This window comes from Nocardia yamanashiensis NBRC 100130 (assembly GCF_001613325.1).
Taxonomy (GTDB): Bacteria; Actinomycetota; Actinomycetes; order Mycobacteriales; family Mycobacteriaceae; genus Nocardia; species Nocardia yamanashiensis.
Window position 1 is genome coordinate 154639 of sequence record NZ_BDCD01000007.1, and the last position, 19135, is coordinate 173773.

General features: G+C 67.1%; 19 protein-coding genes. 9 read left to right on the forward strand and 10 right to left on the reverse strand.

Annotation, left to right across the window (positions count from 1 at the left end):
- The 4 genes from NY1_RS07370 to NY1_RS07385 form a co-directional block, all read right to left on the reverse strand.
- The gene (locus NY1_RS07370) at nt 1-549 is read right to left on the reverse strand and encodes a DM13 domain-containing protein (RefSeq protein ID WP_067709744.1); all 549 of its coding nucleotides are present in this window, start codon (nt 547-549) and stop codon (nt 1-3) included.
- A 63-nt stretch (nt 550-612) separates the two neighbouring features.
- The gene (locus NY1_RS07375) at nt 613-1902 is read right to left on the reverse strand and encodes an acyl-CoA dehydrogenase family protein (protein WP_067709746.1); all 1290 of its coding nucleotides are present in this window, start codon (nt 1900-1902) and stop codon (nt 613-615) included.
- Nucleotides 1903-1912: 10 nt separating this feature from the next.
- Nucleotides 1913-2542: a TetR/AcrR family transcriptional regulator gene (locus tag NY1_RS07380; protein ID WP_067709747.1), complete on the reverse strand. Its 630-nt coding sequence runs from the start codon at nt 2540-2542 to the stop codon at nt 1913-1915.
- On the reverse strand, nt 2539-3276 hold the full coding sequence (locus NY1_RS07385) for an SDR family NAD(P)-dependent oxidoreductase (RefSeq protein WP_067710135.1): 738 nt from the start codon (nt 3274-3276) through the stop codon (nt 2539-2541). The genes NY1_RS07380 and NY1_RS07385 overlap by 4 nt, the downstream gene beginning before the upstream one ends.
- Before the next feature lie 204 nt (nt 3277-3480).
- Here NY1_RS07385 and NY1_RS07390 point away from each other — a divergent pair, with 204 nt between their 5' ends.
- From NY1_RS07390 to NY1_RS07400, 3 genes are all read left to right on the forward strand, one after another.
- Nucleotides 3481-5661, forward strand: coding sequence for a malate synthase G (locus tag NY1_RS07390; RefSeq protein ID WP_067709749.1), 2181 nt, complete (start codon nt 3481-3483; stop codon nt 5659-5661).
- A gap of 85 nt (nt 5662-5746) precedes the next feature.
- Entirely contained in the window at nt 5747-6346 is a 600-nt protein-coding gene (locus NY1_RS07395) for a hypothetical protein (RefSeq protein ID WP_157762097.1), read from the forward strand.
- 248 nt (nt 6347-6594) lie between these two features.
- A complete protein-coding gene (locus tag NY1_RS07400) occupies nt 6595-7191 on the forward strand; it encodes a hypothetical protein (RefSeq protein ID WP_157762098.1) in 597 nt (198 codons plus the stop codon).
- Nucleotides 7192-7208: 17 nt separating this feature from the next.
- Here the strand turns inward: NY1_RS07400 and NY1_RS07405 are convergent, their stop codons facing one another.
- The 3 genes from NY1_RS07405 to NY1_RS07415 are packed head-to-tail and all read right to left on the reverse strand — an operon-like array spanning nt 7209 to nt 8814.
- Entirely contained in the window at nt 7209-8171 is a 963-nt protein-coding gene (locus tag NY1_RS07405) for an NAD(P)-dependent alcohol dehydrogenase (RefSeq protein ID WP_067709754.1), read from the reverse strand.
- The gene (locus NY1_RS07410) at nt 8168-8395 is read right to left on the reverse strand and encodes a helix-turn-helix transcriptional regulator (RefSeq protein WP_067709756.1); all 228 of its coding nucleotides are present in this window, start codon (nt 8393-8395) and stop codon (nt 8168-8170) included. The genes NY1_RS07405 and NY1_RS07410 overlap by 4 nt, the downstream gene beginning before the upstream one ends.
- Complete coding sequence (locus NY1_RS07415; RefSeq protein WP_067709758.1) at nt 8389-8814, reverse strand: hypothetical protein; 426 nt, start codon at nt 8812-8814, stop codon at nt 8389-8391. The genes NY1_RS07410 and NY1_RS07415 overlap by 7 nt, the downstream gene beginning before the upstream one ends.
- A gap of 149 nt (nt 8815-8963) precedes the next feature.
- Between NY1_RS07415 and NY1_RS07420 the strand changes: the two genes are divergently transcribed.
- Nucleotides 8964-10211, forward strand: a complete 1248-nt coding sequence (locus NY1_RS07420; RefSeq protein ID WP_084534732.1) for a cytochrome P450 — start codon at nt 8964-8966, stop codon at nt 10209-10211.
- Here NY1_RS07420 and NY1_RS07425 read toward each other — a convergent pair.
- Nucleotides 10186-10872 (reverse strand): DUF8020 domain-containing protein, encoded by a 687-nt coding sequence (locus NY1_RS07425; protein WP_067709759.1) that lies wholly within the window; start codon nt 10870-10872, stop codon nt 10186-10188. The genes NY1_RS07420 and NY1_RS07425 overlap by 26 nt on opposite strands.
- A gap of 228 nt (nt 10873-11100) precedes the next feature.
- On the opposite strand from NY1_RS07425, the gene NY1_RS07430 reads away from it, so the two are divergent.
- From NY1_RS07430 to NY1_RS07450, 5 genes are all read left to right on the forward strand, one after another.
- A complete protein-coding gene (locus tag NY1_RS07430) occupies nt 11101-11289 on the forward strand; it encodes a hypothetical protein (RefSeq protein ID WP_157762099.1) in 189 nt (62 codons plus the stop codon).
- A gap of 55 nt (nt 11290-11344) precedes the next feature.
- Complete coding sequence (locus NY1_RS07435; RefSeq protein ID WP_067710139.1) at nt 11345-11890, forward strand: HNH endonuclease; 546 nt, start codon at nt 11345-11347, stop codon at nt 11888-11890.
- Nucleotides 11891-11956: 66 nt separating this feature from the next.
- Nucleotides 11957-12223 carry a WhiB family transcriptional regulator gene (locus NY1_RS07440; protein WP_067709763.1) on the forward strand — a complete coding sequence of 89 codons (267 nt, stop codon included), beginning with the start codon at nt 11957-11959 and terminating at the stop codon, nt 12221-12223.
- Between the two features lie 104 nt (nt 12224-12327).
- Nucleotides 12328-14001 (forward strand): VWA domain-containing protein, encoded by a 1674-nt coding sequence (locus tag NY1_RS07445; RefSeq protein ID WP_067709764.1) that lies wholly within the window; start codon nt 12328-12330, stop codon nt 13999-14001.
- Nucleotides 14002-14068: 67 nt separating this feature from the next.
- Nucleotides 14069-14476, forward strand: a complete 408-nt coding sequence (locus tag NY1_RS07450) for a DUF7144 family membrane protein (protein WP_067709766.1) — start codon at nt 14069-14071, stop codon at nt 14474-14476.
- Between the two features lie 71 nt (nt 14477-14547).
- On the opposite strand, the gene NY1_RS07455 is transcribed toward NY1_RS07450, so the two are convergent.
- Nucleotides 14548-15753, reverse strand: coding sequence for an IS30 family transposase (locus NY1_RS07455; protein ID WP_439956002.1), 1206 nt, complete (start codon nt 15751-15753; stop codon nt 14548-14550).
- Between the two features lie 435 nt (nt 15754-16188).
- Complete coding sequence (gene gcvP / locus NY1_RS07460) at nt 16189-19029, reverse strand: aminomethyl-transferring glycine dehydrogenase (protein WP_067709770.1); 2841 nt, start codon at nt 19027-19029, stop codon at nt 16189-16191.
- Nucleotides 19030-19135 lie beyond the last annotated feature (106 nt).

Here is a 19135-nt window from a genome sequence, read left to right on the forward strand (position 1 = left end):
CTAGGCGGCGCGCAGTTCCGCCGCCCCGAACGACACATTGAATCGATCGCACCAGATCGAAAGACTGTGCAGCGCCGTCAGATCGGCATCGACGGGAATGTCGTAGTTCTGATTCCCCTTGTTGCCCTTGAGCTTCCCCAGATCCAGGTGCTGCCCGTCGTCGAAGACGCCCCACCCGTCCTTGCCCGCGAGCACCGCGGCGTCGCTCAGCCACACGTGCAACGCCGGACCGTCCGAGGTGTCGAGGTTCTCGAGCCGCAGCACCCGGGTACGGTCGGCGAGTTCCAGCACCGACACCGTTCCGGTCGTCTCGTGCTCATGCGAGATCAGGGTTCCCGTGTAGAGCGTGCGCGGGTAGCTGACCGCCGGCGCACCCGCGGGCGCGGCCGCCGTCGTGACCGCGACGGTCGGCAGCGCTTCGTCAACGGTGGTGCTGGTGAACAACCGCCACGGCTGGAACAGCGCCAGCCCGATGACCACGGCGACGACCGCCAGCCCGGTCAGCGTCCACACGACCGGCTTGGGTGCGATCCTTCGGAGGAGAGCCATGCTCGAATATTCGCAGCTCCGAACCCCTCCGGCCAGGGGATCGCACCCATGGTCAGGCTTTCGTCAGAGGTTGCCGACGGTGTGTTCGAGCCGCTCGGCCACCAGTTCGCGCGCCTTCTCCCGCAGGAAGGGACGGAATCCGCTGGGGTACACCGGGTCGCCGGGCGCGTAGGTCTTGAGCACCTCCTTGGCGAGGGTGATCTTGTGGACCTCGGTGGGCCCATCCGCGATGGCCATGACCTGCGCGTAGTTCATCATGTCCACGAACGGCAGATCGGTGCTGACGCCGATGGCGCCGTGCAGGTGCATGGCGCGCTGGGCGATATCGTGCATGACCTTCGGCATGGCCACCTTGATGGCGGCGATATCGTGGCGCACCTTGCGGTAGTCCTGTTCCTTGTCGATGCGCCAGGCGGTGCGCAGCACGAGGAGCCGGAACTGCTCCATCTCGATCCAGGCTTCAGCGATCTTCTCCTGGGTCATCTGCTTTCCGCCGAGCACGCCCTTGCCCATGGTGCGGGAGACCGCGCGCTCGCACATCATGTCGAATGCCTTGCGCACCATGGCGACCGTGCGCATGGCGTGGTGCACGCGACCGCCGCCGAGCCGGGTCTGGGCGACGATGAACCCGAGCCCCTCCGCGCCGAGCAAGGCATCGGCGGGGACGCGGACATCGGTGAAGCGCAGGTGCCCTTCGTTTTCGCTGAAGCCGGGGACGGTGAAGTTCCGGACGATTTCCAGGCCGGGCGCGTCGGCGGGCACGATGAACATCGACAGCCGCTTGTGCGGTTCGGCGTCCGGATCGGTCACGACCATGACGATGTGGAAGCTGGCGAACTCGGCCGCCGAGTTGAACCACTTCTCGCCGTTGATGACCCAGTCGTCGCCGTCGCGCACGGCCCGGGTCTGGAACGCGGTCGGATCGGAGCCGCCGGTCGGCTCGGTCATGACGTAGCAGGAGCCGATCTCACCGTCGAGCAAGGGCTGCAGGTATTTCGCCTTCTGCTCCGGCGTGCCGAAGTGGGCGAGGATCTCGGCATTGCCGGAATCCGGCGCCTGACAGCCGAAGACGAGCGGCGCCCACTTGGAGGTGCCGATGACCTCGTTCAGCAGTGCCAGCTTGACCTGCCCGTAGCCGGGGCCGCCCAGTTCGGGGCCGAGGTGGCAGGCCCACAGCCCCTGCTCTTTCACCTTCTCCTGCAACGGCTTCATGAGCGCCCGGATCTCCGGGTTCTTGCGGTCGTAGGGTTCCGGGTAGAGCAGGTCCAGGGGTTCCACCTCGGTGCGGACGAACTCCGCGACCCAGTCCAGCTTCTTCTGGTATTCCGGATCGGTTTCGAAATCCCAAGCCATGGTCAGCCTTTCACTTGTTCGGGGTCGTCGCGACGCCGTCGAGGATGGTGGTGATGAGAATGTCGGCGATCTGTTCGGGGGTGTGCTCGCCGCCGGGGCGATACCAGCGGCTGACCATGTTCAGCATGGCCACGATGCTGTTGGTGACGACGTGATCGCCGGTGCGCAGCACGCCGGCGGCGACGCCCGCGTCGAAGACGCGCTGCCAGGTCCGCTGAATGCCGTCGCGCAGCACCTGCAGATCGGCTTCGCGTTCGGCGGTGAGTGCCCCGGCGTCGCGCAGCGCGATGGTGACCTCGTGCTGATGCTCGAGAATCAGCCGGACGTGATCGCGAATCAGGGTGCGCAGCTTGGCCATCGGCTCGGCGTCGCTGTCGGCGACCGCGGTGGCGGCATCGAACATGAGCTGCGTGTAGCCGCGCCGGATCTGGAAGAGCAGTTCTTCCTTGGAGCCGATATGGTAGTACAGCGCGCCGCGCTGGATGCCCGCCCGGTCGCCGATGTCCGCGACGCTGGTGGCGTGAAACCCCTTCTCGGCGAACAGTTCCATGGCCGCGCGCACGATGCGTTCGCGGGTCTCCCCGGGATTCACCTCCGAGGCGGGCGGACGGCCGCGCCGGCGCACGGGTTGCGCGGTCACCGCCAGCCGCCGTCGAGGGCGAGGGTGGAGCCGGTGCAGAACGCGGAGGCGTCGGAGGCGAAGAACAGTGCGGCCCCGACGATGTCGGCGGGCTGCCCGATGCGCCGCAGCGCATTGCCGTTCGCGAGGAACTGCCGCATCTCCTCCGGCCAGGCCTTGGCGATATCGGTGTCGAAGGCCCCGCAGCGAATGGTGTTGACCCGCACCGCCGGCCCGTAGGTCTGCGCGAGCCCGCCGCTCAGCGTTTCCAGCGCCGCCTTGGCCGCCGCGTAGGGCACGGCGAGGGGTTCGGGCCGCACGGCTTCGATGGAGGAGATATTGATGATCGATCCGCCGCCGGCCGCCGCCATCCGGGCCCCGATGAGCGCCGAGAGCCGGAACGGCCCCTTCAGGTTGGTGGCGACGATCTTGTCGAACATGGACTCGGTGACCTGGTCCAGGCTCGGGTACAGCAGCGACATCCCGGCATTGTTGACCAGCACGTCGACCCGCCCGAATTCCGCGTAGGCGGCCTCGGCCAGCTGATCGCACTGCTCCCAGACCCCCACATTGCAGGCCACCGGCAGTGCGCGCCGCCCGAACTTCTCCCGCACTTCAGCGGCCAGTTCCGCGCAGCTGTCCAGCTTGCGGCTGGCGATGACCACGTCCGCGCCGGAGGCCGCGAAGGCCAGGACCATTTCGCGCCCGAGCCCGCGACTGCCGCCGGTGACCACAACGACCTTGCCGGACAACACATCTGCCATGACTGGCTCCTCGCCACCGCTCCGCACACTTAATGTTCCATGCAGTACATTAAATGTACCGCCCGGAACATTCAAGGGTTCGATCCCGAATGGCCTGGGTCACTCGAGCCGGGTGCCGTGACAGCCCACCTGGTACCCGCGAGTAACATGACAGGCGTACTTTTTCCACCCGGCTTCTCGAAATGAGGCATGTAGATGACAGAGCGGATCCAGGTCGGCGGGCTTCAGGTTGCCAAGGTGCTTCACGATTTCGTGGAGAACGAGGCCCTTCCCGGCACCGGCGTAGATTCCGCCGCGTTCTGGTCGGGTGCCGAGGCTGTTATCAACGACCTCGCCCCCCGCAACCGCGCACTGCTGGCGGAACGCGACGACATCCAGGCCAAGATCGACGAGTGGCACCGTGCCAACCCCGGCACCGGCTACGACAAGGCTGCCTACAAGCAGTTCCTGTCCGAGATCGGCTACCTGCGCCCCGAACCGGCCGATTTCCAGATCGGTACCGAGAACGTGGACGCCGAAATCGCCACCCAGGCCGGCCCGCAGCTGGTCGTGCCGGTCATGAACGCCCGCTTCGCGATCAATGCCGCGAACGCCCGCTGGGGTTCGCTGTACGACGCGCTGTACGGCACCGACGCCATCTCCGAGGCGGGCGGCGCCGAGAAGGGCAAGGGCTACAACAAGGTCCGCGGTGACAAGGTCATCGAATGGGCGCGCAACTTCCTCGACGACGCGGTGCCGCTGATCACCGGCTCGCACGTCGGCTCCACCAAGTACTCGATCGAGGACGGCGAGCTCGTGGTCGGGCTCGAGGACGGCACCGAGATCGGCCTGGCCGACAACGACGCGCTCGTCGGTTACCTGGGCGATCCGGCGAACCCGACCTCGATCCTGCTCAAGCACAACGGTCTTCACATCGAGATCCAGATCGACCCGTCCTCCCCCATCGGCTCCACCGACACCGCCGGCGTCAAGGACCTGGTGCTCGAGTCCGCGGTCACCACCATCATGGACTTCGAGGACTCGGTCGCGGCCGTGGACGCCGAGGACAAGGTGCTCTGCTACCACAACTGGCTGGGCCTGATGAAGGGCGATCTGGCCGAAGAGGTCTCCAAGGGCGGCAAGACCTTCACCCGCACCATGAACCCGGACCGCGTCTACACCGCGCTCGACGGTTCCGACCTGGTGCTGCACGGCCGTTCGCTGCTGTTCGTGCGCAATGTGGGTCACCTGATGACCTCCGACGCCATCATCGACGCCGAGGGCAACGAGGTGCCCGAAGGCATCATGGACGGCCTGATCACCGTCCTGATCGCCAAGCACGCGCTCAACGGCGACACCAAGCTCAAGAACACCCGCACCGGCTCCATCTACATCGTGAAGCCGAAGATGCACGGCCCCGACGAGGTCGCCTTCACCAACGAGCTGTTCGGCCGCATCGAGCAGGCGCTCGACCTGCCGGTCAACACGCTCAAGGTCGGCATCATGGACGAGGAGCGCCGCACCACCGTCAACCTGAAGGCGTCCATCCACGCCGCCAAGGACCGCGTGGTGTTCATCAACACCGGCTTCCTCGACCGCACCGGCGACGAGATCCACACCTCCATGGAGGCCGGGCCCATGGTCCGCAAGGCCGAGATGAAGTCGCAGCAGTGGATCAAGTCCTACGAGGACTTCAATGTCGACACCGGCATCGCCACCGGCCTGCCCGGCAAGGCGCAGATCGGCAAGGGCATGTGGGCCATGCCCGACCTGATGGCCGAGATGCTGGTCCAGAAGATCGGCCACCCCAAGGCCGGCGCCAACACCGCCTGGGTGCCCTCGCCCACCGCCGCCACCCTGCACGCCACCCACTACCACCTGGTGGACGTGTTCAAGCGGCAGGCCGAGATCGCCAAGGCCGGTCCCCGCGCCACCGTCGACGAGATCCTCGAGATCCCGCTGGCCCAGGACACCGACTGGACCGCCGAGGAGAAGCAGCAGGAGCTGGACAACAACTCCCAGGGCATCCTCGGCTACGTGGTGCGCTGGATCGACCAGGGCGTCGGCTGCTCCAAGGTGCCCGACATCAAGGACATCGGCCTGATGGAAGACCGTGCCACCCTGCGCATCTCGTCGCAGCTGGTCGCCAACTGGCTGCGCCACGGCGTCGTCACCGAGGACGAGGTCATCGCCTCGCTGCAGCGCATGGCCCCGGTGGTGGACCGCCAGAACGCCGGAGACGCGAGCTACTTCGCGATGGCTCCGAACTTCGACGCCTCCATCGCCTTCCAGGCCGCCAAGGAGCTGGTGCTCGAGGGCACCAAGCAGCCCAACGGTTACACCGAGCCGATCCTGCACCGCCGCCGCCGCGAGGCCAAGGCGCTCAAGTGCCTGTGAGGCACGCCGGATAGGTTGCGCTACACGGGAATCCCCGGTCGATATGCATTCGACCGGGGATTCCCCTTTCGGCAGGATGACACGCGTGAGTTATTACCCCGCGCCCACGGCGCCACCGGTCCGGCGGATACCCAAGGTCTGGCTGACGTTCCTGATCGCGACCACCGGACTGTTCGGGCTGTGCTGTCTCGGGGTGCTGTGGGGGTTCGCGGCCAAGGGCGGCAATGACTTCGACGTGCTGCTGTACGGCGGCGGCGGGATCGTGGTGCTCGGCATCGCGTGGCTGGCGCTGGCGATCACCGGGATCGCGGCCTATCGGCGGTTCGTGCTCGCGACCATCGTGCCCGCGATGCTGGTCATGACGGCGGCCCTGGTGATCATGGGCATACCGGGGAAGGTCGGGTGGGCGCTCACCAAACCGGCCCTGGAACGTGCCGCGGCGACCTGTACGAAAACCGATCACGCGGGACGAATCGGGTTGTACACCTTCAACTACGTGCGCCCCGAGGGCGACGGCGGCTGCTCGTTCACCCTGGACGGTGCGCTGCTGGGCCCCGACGGCTACGCCCTGTTCCCGGGCACGCCGCCGCAGAGCGCCAAAGCTGGAGCCGGCGCGGGCACGAACTACAGCCACTACGACGGCAACTGGTTCACCTTCGACAACTTCGTCCAATCCTGGGCCTGACCCGAACCTCCTCGATTACTCTGCCGGGCGTTACACACCCCGCAAGTGAGGATTTTTTCATGGGTTCTACCGCCCTCGATGTCGTCAACCTGATCGTCGCGCGCGTCAATGCCGCCTGGTCCTGGGCATCCACCGGATCGTCCGGCTCGATACCGCTCTGATCGGCACGCCGGACAGGTTGCCGGACAACGGAATCCCCGGTCGAATAAGCACTCGACCGGGGATTCCCGTATCGGCAGGATGACGGGGTGAGCTATCGTCCGCCGCCTTATGCCGCCCCGGCTCGACGCCCGGCGCCGCCGGGCTGGATTGCGGCGATGGCCGTCACCAGCGGGTTCATCGTGCTGTGCTGCCTGTGGTTGTTGTGGGCGTTCAGCTCGAACGACAATCGGGCAGGCGCGTTCTTCCTGGGTAGTTTCGGGGCGGTTGTGCTGGGCGTGGGCTGGGTGGTGCTGGCCGTGATCGGCATCGACAGATACCGCGCGTTCATGCTCGCGGCAATCGTGCCCGGGGTGGTGGTGACGACGCTGATCCTGTTGCTCTCGGGTCTCGCGGGCAAGATCGGGTGGGCGTTCAGCAAGCCGGCGATGGACCGGGCTGCCGTGGACTGCACCGTCACCGCCGATGCCGGGCGGATCGGGCTGTTCGATATCGGGGCTGTGCACCCGGTCGGTGACGGCGGCTGCTCGTTCGCGTTGAAGAACCAGGGATTCGGCCATGACGGCTACGCGTATTTCCCGCGGGCGGCTCCGACGAATCCCGGTCGTGGCGAACCGGGTACCCGATACAAGCGCTACGACGGCAACTGGTTCACCTACGACGACACCTTCGAAAGCTGGGTTTGAAACCAGGTTCCGAACTGTCAGGAGACCGCGATGGCGATCTTGCCCTGCGGCCGGCCCGTGACCAGATGGTCGATGGCCTTGGCCGCGTCGGCCAGGGGATAGGTACGGTCGATGACCGGTAGCACCGCGCCCGCCTCCGCGACTTCGGCCAGCAGGGCGAGGATTTCGGGATCGGCCAGCGACAGCAGGGCGCGTAGATGCTGGCGGACAAAAGGATTCAGGAGTACTGCGCGTAGGGAGCGGTCGGTGCCGCCCATCCAGCGGCCGCCGTTCTCGCCGCCGCCCAGCACCAGGGTGCCGGTGGGGGTCAGCAGGGCGCGGACCTCGGACAGGGGGCGGTTGCCTGCCATATCGAGGACGAGATCGTAAGTGCCGGTGAGGGGTTCGCGGGTGTAGTCGATAACGGTGTCCGCGCCTAGATTCCGCACGAACTCCACTTTGGCGGTGCTGCAGACGCCGGTGACGTGCGCGCCGTAGTGCTTCGCCAGTTGCACGGCGAGGTGGCCGACGCCGCCGCCCGCGCCGATGATCAGCACCCGCTGGCCGGCCTGGATTCGCCCGCTGTCGCGCAGTCCCGCCACCGCCGTCATGCCGGAGGTCGGCAGGGTCGCCGCCTGTTCGAAGCTGACGTTCTCCGGTTTCGCGTGCAAGTTCTTCTCTGCCGCACAGGCGAATTCGGCGAAAGAGCCGGGGACCGTGCCGAATACGGCATCGCCCGGCTGGAATCGGGTCACGCCGTCGCCTACCGCCTCGACGATGCCTGCCGCGTCCCAGCCGCGAATCTTGAAGCGCGGCTTGCGAATACCGAGTGCCAGCCGTCCGACCAGCGGCAGACCGGTCATGAGATGCCAGACGCTGGGGTCCATCCCGGCGACTCGTACCCGCACCAGCACTTCGCCCTTGCCCGGTGCCGGCGTCGGCACCTCGGTATAGGACAGTGCGGCGGTGGTTCCGTACGCGGACTGCACGATAGCCTTCATTGCACTTCTTCTTCCGGATACTCGAATACGTCATCCAGCGGCACACGGAACACCCGCGCGATCTGGAACGCCATCTCCAGCGACGGCGAATACTTGCCCTGTTCGATGGCGTTCACGGTCTGCCGGGTGACCCCGAGCCGATCGGCCAGCTCGGCCTGCGTCATCTCGCCGTGCGAGAACCGCAGCGCCCGAATGTTATTGGTGACATTCGTCGGTTTCACCACGGCCAGAACCCGCGCTGGTATGCGGCGATCTTCGTCATCGCGGCGAATACGGCGGAGAGCGTGAAGCCCAGGTACAGCACGTTCGCGATCCAGAAACTGTCCTGATCGGCCAGGGCCAGCGCGAGCGCGCCCAGCGCCCCGATCACCACGAACGCGTTCCCGACCCGCTCGCCTTCCTTGTCGATCTGCCGGTCCCGCTGATCCCGGCGATCGCCGTCCCGCGACGCGAGCGACACCACGATGGCGCCCACGATCGACACCGCGATGGAGACCCCCACCGCCCACAACATCGGCGCGACGTAGGCGACCTCGGTCAGCGCCGAATCTCGCGCCCGCACAAGCACTATCGCGATGTAGACGGCATAGGACACCATCGCCACGATCCCGAGAATCCAGGTTCGCTTCTCCTCGTAGGACATGCCGTCAGAGTAAAGAAAACCAGACATGAAGTAAATAATCTTTTACATCCAGCGGGTTTCGGACATACCGCTACGCCGGTCTTGTGCCCGCGTAATCGCAGGTCGACCCTGTTAGTACTACAGCGCGGCCGATCGGGGGGATCGTCATCGTGTCCACAGTCATCGCTCCCAGATTCGATCTCGACGATCCGGGATTCGTCCTGGATCCGTATCCGTACTACGCGTGGTTGCGGGAGACCGCGCCGGTGCATCCATCGACGACGCCGGGGATCTGGATCGTCAGCCGGTACGACGATGTGGCGGCGGTATTGCGGGATCCGCGGCTGTTCTCGTCGCGGCGCGACGGGGCGGCGGTGGCGTCGGACGAGCTGGGCACGGGGGTGTCCCGCCTGCTGTCCGCGGTCATCCGGCGGCATATGCCGCGCACGGTCGTCACCACCGATCCGCCCGATCACGCCGTGCTGCGGCGGAAGGTGGGACGGGTCTTCACACCGCGGCGCATAGCGGAGTGGGAGAAGCGGATTCGCGCCGATGCCGAGGAGCTCGTGGACCGGATGATCGTCGCGGGCCGCGACGGGACGCCGGTGGATCTCGTCGCCGGACTCGCACGTCCACTGCCGACCATGGTGTTCACCGAGCTCATGGATATTCCGCCGGAGCGGCGCGATGATTTCCGGCGCTGGTCGGATCGGCTGATCGGCGGGCTTCGAGAGTCCGACGGGACGCTGCGGGTACTCAGCGGCGGCGGCGCCGTCGCGGCCTATACGGCGCGCCTGGTGCGGCAGCGACGGCAACGACCGGGCGAGGACCCGATCAGCATTCTGCTCACCGCCGATGAGACCGACCCGCCGCGCACCGTCGACCTGATCATCTTCTGCGTGCTGCTGCTGGTGGACGGCAATACGCCCACCGCCGATCTGATGGCCAATACCGTCCTCGCGCTGCTGGACAACGGCCTGTGGCATCGGCTCGCGGACGATCCGCAATTGGCGAGCGCCGCCATCGAGGAGACCCTGCGCTACGACAACCCCGCGCAAGCGCTGCTACGCACCGTCACCACCGACACCAGCTTGCACGGCGTATCGCTGCCGGCGGGGTCCCGGGTGCTCTCGCTGCTCGGCTCCGCCAACCGCGACCCTCGGCACTGGGCGGACCCGGACGAATTCCGCCTGGACCGGAATGCCAAGGACCACTTGGGTTTCGGCAACGGCATCCACTATTGCGTCGGGAACAACCTGGCACGGCTGGAAGCGCGTATCGCACTCGAGGTGCTGGCCGAACGCGTCCCGCGGCTGACCCGCGCCGGTGAGCCGGTGCGCGTCCCCAATCCCCTGATTCGCGGGCAACGGGGACCGCGCACCCTCCCGGTGTCTACTTCCCCTGGAACGGGGCGTTGATAGTGGTGAAGTACTGCGCCGCAGCCAGAATCGCCACCGGCGCGGTAATGAACAGCTGACCGGCCAGAGTACCCAGGAACCCGACGACGCCGATCCCGGCGATGCACCCGGCGATCGCGCCCGGCAACGCCCCGAACATCGCGGACAGCGCACCCGTCAGCACCGCCCCGGTCGCCCCGCCGAGCAGACAGCCGACACCCGCGCCGGTGATCCCGCCGACCAGGGTGCCGATGGTCGCACCGGTACTGATGGTGGTGGCCATGCGATTCCAGGCGGCCTGCTCACGCTCGTAGTCGGTCTTCCAGGGCGCTTGGTTCTCATACGGCAGGGCAATGGGCCGGTACGCGGCGTGCGCCAGCTCGAACCGCGGGGTCAAGGTGGCGGTCCGGCCGGAGATATCGGCGGCGATCGGAAAGACGAAATCGTCCACCCGGAACGACAATTCGGCGCCCGCGAGCACCGTCCCGTCGGCCGCCTCGATCCGGAACACACCGTCGTGCACCCGCAGGGCCCCGGCATCGGTGCGGATGACCATCGACCTCTCGGTATCGGTCGCGGTGTAATGGACCGCGTCCGAGGCGGCCCCGGCCGTGCCGGTGGCCGCCGCGATGCCGCCCAGCGCGGCGGCGAGCAGTACGGACGTCGCTGCAAGGTTCCTCATCGTGCTTCTCTCTCGTCGTGGCTCCGCAGCGGAGCCCCGGGAATCGACGCAGCAACCCTGGCCCGCCGGCCGCCCGCCGCCGACGAGCAGTGAAGAGTCGATTCGACCGATCGACACGGACTATCGCCCTGTGGCGTGCGTCAACCCGGGAACAATCCGGCGTGGTGGCTCGTTGTCATCTAGTCCCCGAAAAAAATGACCCGACAACGGCATGTCCGTTGTGTCACCATGAGTTTCGACGATGATCAACCGACCGTATCGGTCGTGACCAGCAGGAAGGAGGAGACGGCAGTGAATCCGGTGAACCCAGTACAGCATCCGATGTCGATGGGACGGCGCGCACTTCTCGCCAGCGGTATCGAGCGCGGCGAACGCGACTGCGACCGGTTCGACGACCGTCTCCAGGCGCTCGCGTAAGCCGCGCACCTTCTGTTCCTTTCTGCTTCTCTTCTCACGAAACATGGTGAATCCCATGCAGTTCCGTCATGCCGAAGACCCGGAGATACACAACGACAACTGGATGAACCTCGGGGTGCTGGTGCTCAACGCCTCCTACGAGGCGCTGACCGAGATCCGGGCCGAACGCGCGGTGGTGCTGCTGCTCAGCGGCGGGGCCGAGCCGGTCACCGATCGGCAGCCGTACTTCCCGATCCGTTCCAAGCGGCTCGAGCTGGCGCTGCCGGAAACCATCCGGCTCACCCGCTACGTATACCTCGAGCACCGGATCCTGACGCACGACGACAACAGTCGCGCCACCCTCGCCGCGGTGCTGCGGCGTGATCGATACCGCTGTGGGTATTGCAGCGGCTGGGCGCGCACCGTGGACCACATTCGGCCGCGTTCGCGGGGTGGGCCGAATACCTGGGCCAACCTGATCGCGGCCTGCGGGCCGTGCAATACCACCAAGGCGGACCGGACTCCCGAAGAGGCCGGGATGCGCCTGCTGTGGGAGCCCAAGGCGCCCAACGACAGAGAGAAGAAGCAGCGGCAGATCTGGAAGGAACTCGCCGCGTCCTGAACGGGGGGCAGACCCCCACAACCCTCCCATCACCTGCGTGATCGGACACGAAAGGAGTTAGATCCGATGACGAACACTGCACTGCGGGAGCCGACCCTGGCGGATCTGCTCCCCATCTCCGACTCGAAGGACTACTGGCAGCACGCCGCGTGCAAGGGCGACCCGAACCACGAGGCGTGGTTCCCGTACCCCTCGCAGGATTTCGACTACGCGCGAAACATCTGCGCGGGCTGCCCGATTCGCCGCGAATGTGGGGAATTTGCGACGCGCACCAGCCAGTCCGGCGTGTGGGGCGGGCACGAGTACGACCGCGGCAAGCTGATCCGCGACTGAACAGAGCCGGCCGGTGCTGTCCGAGAGTTCGGACATCCCGGTCGGCTTTCGCGTTACTCCCTGGTACAGGTGGGTCGCACCGCCTCCCCATAAACTTGTCGATCGTGGGTACTCATCGCGCCGCGGGCGGGTCACGAGGTGTCAGCAAAGGACCGGTTATCGCGATTGCCGCGGTCATAGTCCTAGCGCTCGCCGTCGTCGGCTGGGCCTGGCTGCAAGAACGTTCGAAAGACCGCGACAGCGCGGCCGCCGCGGCCTGCGTCGAAGGCACCGCCACTCTGAACGTCACCGTCGATCCCGATATCGCCGGGCCGGTGAAATCCGCCGCCGACCGCTTCAACGACACCAAACCGCACGTGCGCGATCACTGCGCCCAGGTCGTGGTGAACGCCCAGCCAACCGCCGCCATGATCACCGCCTTCACCGCGAACAAATGGGATCCGGCCCTGGGCGCCCAGCCCGGCCTCTGGATTCCGGAATCCTCGCGCTCGATCGAGCTCATGCGGGTGCCCGGTCTCATCGCCGGCACCCCGGCCCCGATCGCCTCCAGCCCGATCGCCCTGGCCGTCCCGGACGATCTGCGCCGCGCCCTCGAGGCCGCCCAGGTGCATTGGGCCGATCTGCCGAAATTCCAGCAGGGTTCGCTCGCCGACATCGGCCTGGCCCCCTGGGGCAAACTCCGTCTGGCCCTGCCCGCCGGCGATGCCACGCTCGCGGTGGCGAGCGCGGTCGGCTCGGGCGTCTCGGGCACCGACCCGCTGGACGAGAACGCCGCCAAATCCGGCCAGGTCATCTCCGCGATCTCGAATCTCGCGGCGGGCGCGCCCGCGGTCAAGGACGCCGCCACCGCCCTGACCGATCTGGCCACCGCCGCCGACCAAGCCACCGCCCCGGTGCACGCGGTCCCCGACACCGAGCAGCAGATCCGTTCCCGCAACGGCCTGACCGCCTTCCGTCCCGCCGGCAACGGCCCGGTCGCCGATTTCCCGGCCGCCCAGCTCACCGGCTCCTGGGTCGACGCCACCCAGAACCTGGTCGCGGGCCTGTTCGCCGACTTCCTGCGCGCCCCGGAACAGTCGAAGTTGTTCACCGACAGCGGTTTCGGCGCCGCTCCCCCGGCCGCCGCCACCGTCCCGGGCAAGGCCGCGCTCACCCAGGTGCAGCAGGTGCTGAGCAATCCGGTGCTGGGCGTGAATTCCACGGTGCTGCTGGATATCTCGTCGTCGATGGGCACCCAGGACGGCATCATGACCCGCCTCGCCAATTCCCTCGCGGCCCTGCAATCGACCATGACGGTGATGCCGGCCGACTTCGGCATGGGCGTGTGGACGTACGCCAAGAACGTGGACGGCGCCAACCCGTACCGTGTGCTCGCCCCGACCGCGCCGCTCACCACCGACCAGCGCAATACCCTCGGCCAAGCGCTGTCCACGGTCACCCCGTCGCCGTCCAAGACCGACCGCACCTATCCGACACTCGAGGCCGCATACCAGGCAGCGGTCGCCGGTTACGCCTCGGCGCGCACCAATTCGGTACTGCTCATCACCGACGGACCGGACGACGATTCCACCATCACCGGCGATCAGCTGCTCGCCGATATCGCCGCCGCGGGTGACCCGGCGCGCCCGGTGAAGGTGAACGTCATCGTGATCGGCAGCGGCGGCACCCAAACCCTGCAAACCCTGGCCCAGCGCACCGGCGGCACCTTCACCAAGGTCTCCACCACGGACGATCTGGCCTACGGCACCGCGGTCAACAAGGCGTTGACCACGCCCTGACAACGGCTCGGCGACACGATCATTACGGTGTCACCGCGAGTCAGCAAACTCGTGGCATATTCGGCGAATGGCACATTCAGGACCCGAATCCTCCGTCAAGCAAGGGTTCGCCGCCGGTACGTCGATCGCGGCGGCGATCATCCTGACCGTGATCGGCGTGCTGTCGATCCTGCAGGGCATCTCGGCCGTCGCCGCGGATGACCTGCTGGTCGTCGGATACGACTACATCTACAAGTTCAACACCACCACCTGGGGCTGGATCCATATCGTCCTCGGCGTGATCGAACTGATCGTGGCCTTCGGCCTGTTCACCGGCTCCACCTGGGGCCGCACCGCGGCGATGGTGCTGGCCGCCATCTCCATCATCGAGAACTTCCTCTCGATTCCCTACTACCCGGCCTGGTCCCTGCTCATCATCGCCCTCGACATCGTGGTGATCTGGGCCATCGCCACCTGGAAGCCCAGCAACGCCTGACAAGGCCTGCGGCACAACGGAAAGCGCCCCACCGGTTGGCAGATTCAGGGAGTCGTTGCAACGCTGACTGGTTAGGCGGCTAGTAGATCACGCAGACGCTCGGCTGGGGTATCCCAGTCGAGCGTTTTGCGTGGTCGGTCGTTGAGTTGCTGGGCGACGTGTTCGAGGTCTTCGGGGGTGTGGAGGCTGAGGTCGGTGCCTTTGGGGAAGTATTGGCGCAGAAGGCCGTTGGTGTTTTCGTTGGAGCCGCGCTGCCATGGACTGGCTGGATCGCAGAAGTAGACGGGCATGCCGGTGGCCATGCTGAACTGTTTGTGCCGTGCTATCTCGCTGCCTTGGTCCCAGGTCAGAGACCCGCGCAAGTGCGCGGGAAGGGACGAGATCGCGGCAACGAGGCCGTCGCGGACGGCCTCGGCGTGGTGGCCCTCGGGGAGATGGATCAGCATCGTGTAGCGGGTCGAGCGTTCGACCAGGGTGCCGATCGCTGTCTTGTTCGCGGTGCCCATGATCAGATCGCCTTCCCAGTGCCCGGGGACGGCGCGGTCGTCGATCTCGGCGGGGCGGTCGCTGATCAGGATCATGGTGTCGGTGAAGCGTGAGGTGCGGTGATCGGGGCCGCGTCGGGTCGCGCGGCGGGTGCGTCCCGAGCGCAGCGCCTGGGCGATCTCGCGTTTGAGACCGCCGCGAGCCTGCAAATACAGGGCCTGATAGATGGTTTCGTGGCTCACCCGCATGCTTTCGTCGTCGGGGAAATCCTTGCGTAGCCGGTGCGAGATCTGCTCCGGAGACCGCCGCCGGGCCAGTCCTCGCGCCACTTCCGCGCGCAGCGCGTGGTGGGTCACCAGTTTCGCTGGTTTGGGTCGCCGCCGGGATCTCGCCGCGGTCTGATTCGCGCGATAGGGCAGATAGCTGCCCTCGACAGTGTGTGCTGTGACTTCCCGCGACACTGTCGACTTGTGCTTGCCGATCCGAGTGGCGATCACTGTCAACGAGTGCCCGGCCAACAAGCCGTCGGCGATGTCGAGTCGATCCTGCAGCGACAGGTAGCGTTCCCCCGCTGCTGCCGGTCCGGTGTAGTGCGCAACTCGTCGACCGGTGTCTTCGATCTTTCTCACCGCAGTGTTGTAGCGAGCCCCGTTGCGGTAGTCCACCACGGTGCCGTCCGGGCGGATCCGGGTATAGGCGGTGCGGCGGATTCCCGCTTTCCAATCCTTGCCGGTGCGTTCGTTGACCCCGACCTCGGCCGCTGCGCGAATATTCGACCAACCCTGCGCGATCAACTCCAGATATCGCGCCCTGGCCTCAGGTTTCCCGCGCACAGCCTCCGACCGGAACAGGCCCTCGGCGACCAAGATCCGCCGCGCCACCGAGAACGCCACGTTCGCCGATTTCGCGGCCTGATTCACCGAACCCGTCGCCGCGAACACCGACGTGATCAACACCGGATCCGCCGAACGCCTCGGCCCACGACGCTCGCCCATCGGCCGGCCCAGCTCCCGCAACAACCCATAACCGCGAGTCCGCGAAAGACCCAGTAACCGAGAAGCTTCCGCGACCCCGACACCGGCATCCACCAACGCCATCAACTTCTCGCCGACGTCGGCCCTATCCCCAACAAACGACACGGTCGCCGCAACCTCCCGCTAGAGAGCGTTGCGACGACCGTTAGAACCCGTGGTTGCGAGAACCGGTGGGGCGCTTGCGGTATCGGATCAGTCCTGGTAGGTGTCCATCGGCGGGCAGGAGCAGACCAGGTTGCGGTCGCCGTAGGCGCCGTCGATGCGGCGCACGGACGGCCACACCTTGGCGCGGCCGCTCGCCAGACCCTGCGGGTAGACGGCGGTTTCGCGGCTGTAGGGGTGGTTCCAGTCGCCGACCAGGCACTGGGCGGTGTGCGGGGCGCCGCGCAGCGGGTTGTCCTCCACCGGCCACACGCCCGCCTCGACCTGATCGATCTCACCCTTGATGGCGATCATGGCGTCGATGAAAGCGTCCAGCTCTTCCAGGTTCTCGCTCTCGGTGGGCTCCACCATGAGCGTGCCGGCGACCGGGAAGCTCATGGTCGGGGCGTGGAAACCGTAGTCCGCCAGGCGCTTGGCCACATCGTCGACGGTGACGCCGGTGCGCTTGGTGATCTCGCGCAGGTCCAGGATGCACTCGTGGGCGACCATGCCGTTGTCGCCGGTGTAGAGCACCGGGAAGTGCGGATCCAGCTTGCGCGCAATGTAATTGGCGGACGCGATGGCGGTCAGGGTGGCGCGGCGCAGGCCGTCGGCGCCCATCATGCGAATGTAGGACCAGGTGATCGGCAGGATCGACGCCGAGCCGTACTTGGCCGCCGACACCGCATGCGAACCGGACTCCAGCGGATCGCCCGGCAGGTACTTCGCCAGGTGCTCGCGCACCGCGACCGGACCCACGCCGGGACCGCCGCCGCCGTGCGGGATGCAGAAGGTCTTGTGCAGGTTCAGGTGGCTGACGTCGCCGCCGAACTTGCCCGGACGGGCCAGTCCGACAAGGGCGTTCAGGTTCGCGCCGTCCACGTACACCTGACCGCCGGCATCGTGCACCAGCCCGCACAGCTCGGCCACCTCGTGCTCGTACACGCCGTGCGTGGACGGGTAGGTGATCATGATGCAGGCCAGCCGCTCGGCGTGGTCGGCGATCTTGGCGCGCAGGTCGTCCAGGTCGATGTCGCCGTTGGGGCGGGTCTTCACGACCTCCACCCGCATGCCCACCATGGCGGCCGAGGCGGCATTGGTGCCGTGCGCCGAGGACGGGATCAGGCAGGTGTCGCGGTGCGAGTCACCGCGATCCAGATGGTACCGGCGAATCGCCAGCAAGCCCGCGTACTCGCCCTGCGATCCGGCATTGGGCTGCAAGGAGACCCGGTCGTAGCCGGTCACCGCGGACAGCCAGCCCTCGAGGTCCTGGACCAGCTGGATCAGGCCCGGCGCGTCGGCCTCGGGGGCGTACGGGTGCACCCGGTTGAAGCCCGGCCAGGTGATGGATTCCATCTCGGCCGCGGCATTGAGCTTCATGGTGCAGGAACCGAGCGGAATCATGCTGCGGTCCAAGGCGATGTCCTTGTCCGACAGCCCGCGCAGGTACCGCAGCATGGCGGTCTCGGTGCGGTAGCGGGTGAACGCCGGATGGGTCAGGAACTCGGAGGTGCGGACCTCGATGTGCGGGCGCGGCTTGCCGTGGAAGAGCGCGCCTTCCGGCCCGACCGGCACCTCCGCGCCGAAGCAGTCGAGGACCGCCACCACGTGCGCGTCGGTGGTGGCCTCGTCGCAGGCGATGCCCACGTGATCGGCGTCAACCAGGCGCAGGTTGATCCCGGCCCCCTTCGCCTTGGCCACAATGGCTTCCGCGCCGCCGGGCACGTTCACCAGCACGGTGTCGAAGAAGCTCTGGTGCACCACCGCGTCGCCGAGCCCCGCCGCCAGCCACTGCGCGTGCCCGTGCACCCGCCGCGCGATCGACTTGAGGCCGTCCGCACCGTGATACGAGGCGTACATGGCGGCCACGATGGCCAGCAGCACCTGCGCGGTGCAAATATTGCTGGTCGCCTTCTCGCGGCGAATGTGCTGCTCACGGGTCTGCAACGCGAGCCGGTAGGCGGTACTGCCGTCCGCGTCCACGGACACGCCGACCAGCCGGCCCGGCAGCTGCCGCGCGTGCGGGGTGCGCACGGCCAGGTAGCCGGCGTGCGGTCCGCCGAAGCCCAGCGGTACGCCGAAGCGCTGCGTGGTGCCGAAACAGCAGTCCGCGCCCTGTTCCCCGGGCGGCGTAATCAGCGTCATGGCAAGCAGATCCGCGCCGACGGCGACCAGCGCCTTGCGCTCGTGCGCGGCCGCGATGACCGGCGTCCAGTCCACGATCTTGCCGGACGCGCCCGGCTGCTGCACCAGCACGCCGAAGAAGTCGCCCTCGGGCAGTTCGCCGCCGGACAGATCCGCCTCGACGATCTCGATCCCGAGCGGCTCGGCGCGAGTGAACAGCACCGTGCGGGTCTGCGGGAACAGATCGGAGTCGATGAGCAGCCGGTTGGACTTGGAGCCGCGATTGGCCCGCTGCAGCAAGGTCATCGCCTCGGCCGCGGCGGTCGCCTCGTCGAGCATGGACGCGTTCGCCACGTCCATGCCGGTCAGATCGCTGACCATGGTCTGGAAGTTGAGCAGCGCCTCGAGGCGGCCCTGGGAGATCTCCGGCTGGTACGGGGTGTAGGCGGTGTACCAGGCCGGGTTCTCGATCAGATTGCGCACCAGCACCGGCGGGGTGAGGGTGTCGTAGTAGCCGAGCCCGATCATGGAGGTGGCGACGGTGTTCGAATTCGCCAGCGCCGCAAGCTCGGTGAGCACCTCGTGCTCGTTCACCGCGGCGGGCAGCACGCCCAGGCCATTGGTGTCGGGGGTGTCCAGAATGCTGGCGGGCACCGCGCGCGCGGCCAGCTCGTCCAGCGATTCGACGCCCACGACGGCCAGGATGCGTTCGAGTTCGCCGCTGTCGGGTCCGATATGACGATCGGCGAAGGATCGAGTCCAAATCACGGAAGCTCTCCAAAGGGTGGGCGGGGGTCGATCGGGCGATCGACGGGTCGTGCCCTCCCCCTCTGTCCTTTGCGCCTGAGAGATTCGGACTCAGCCGGTGGCCGTG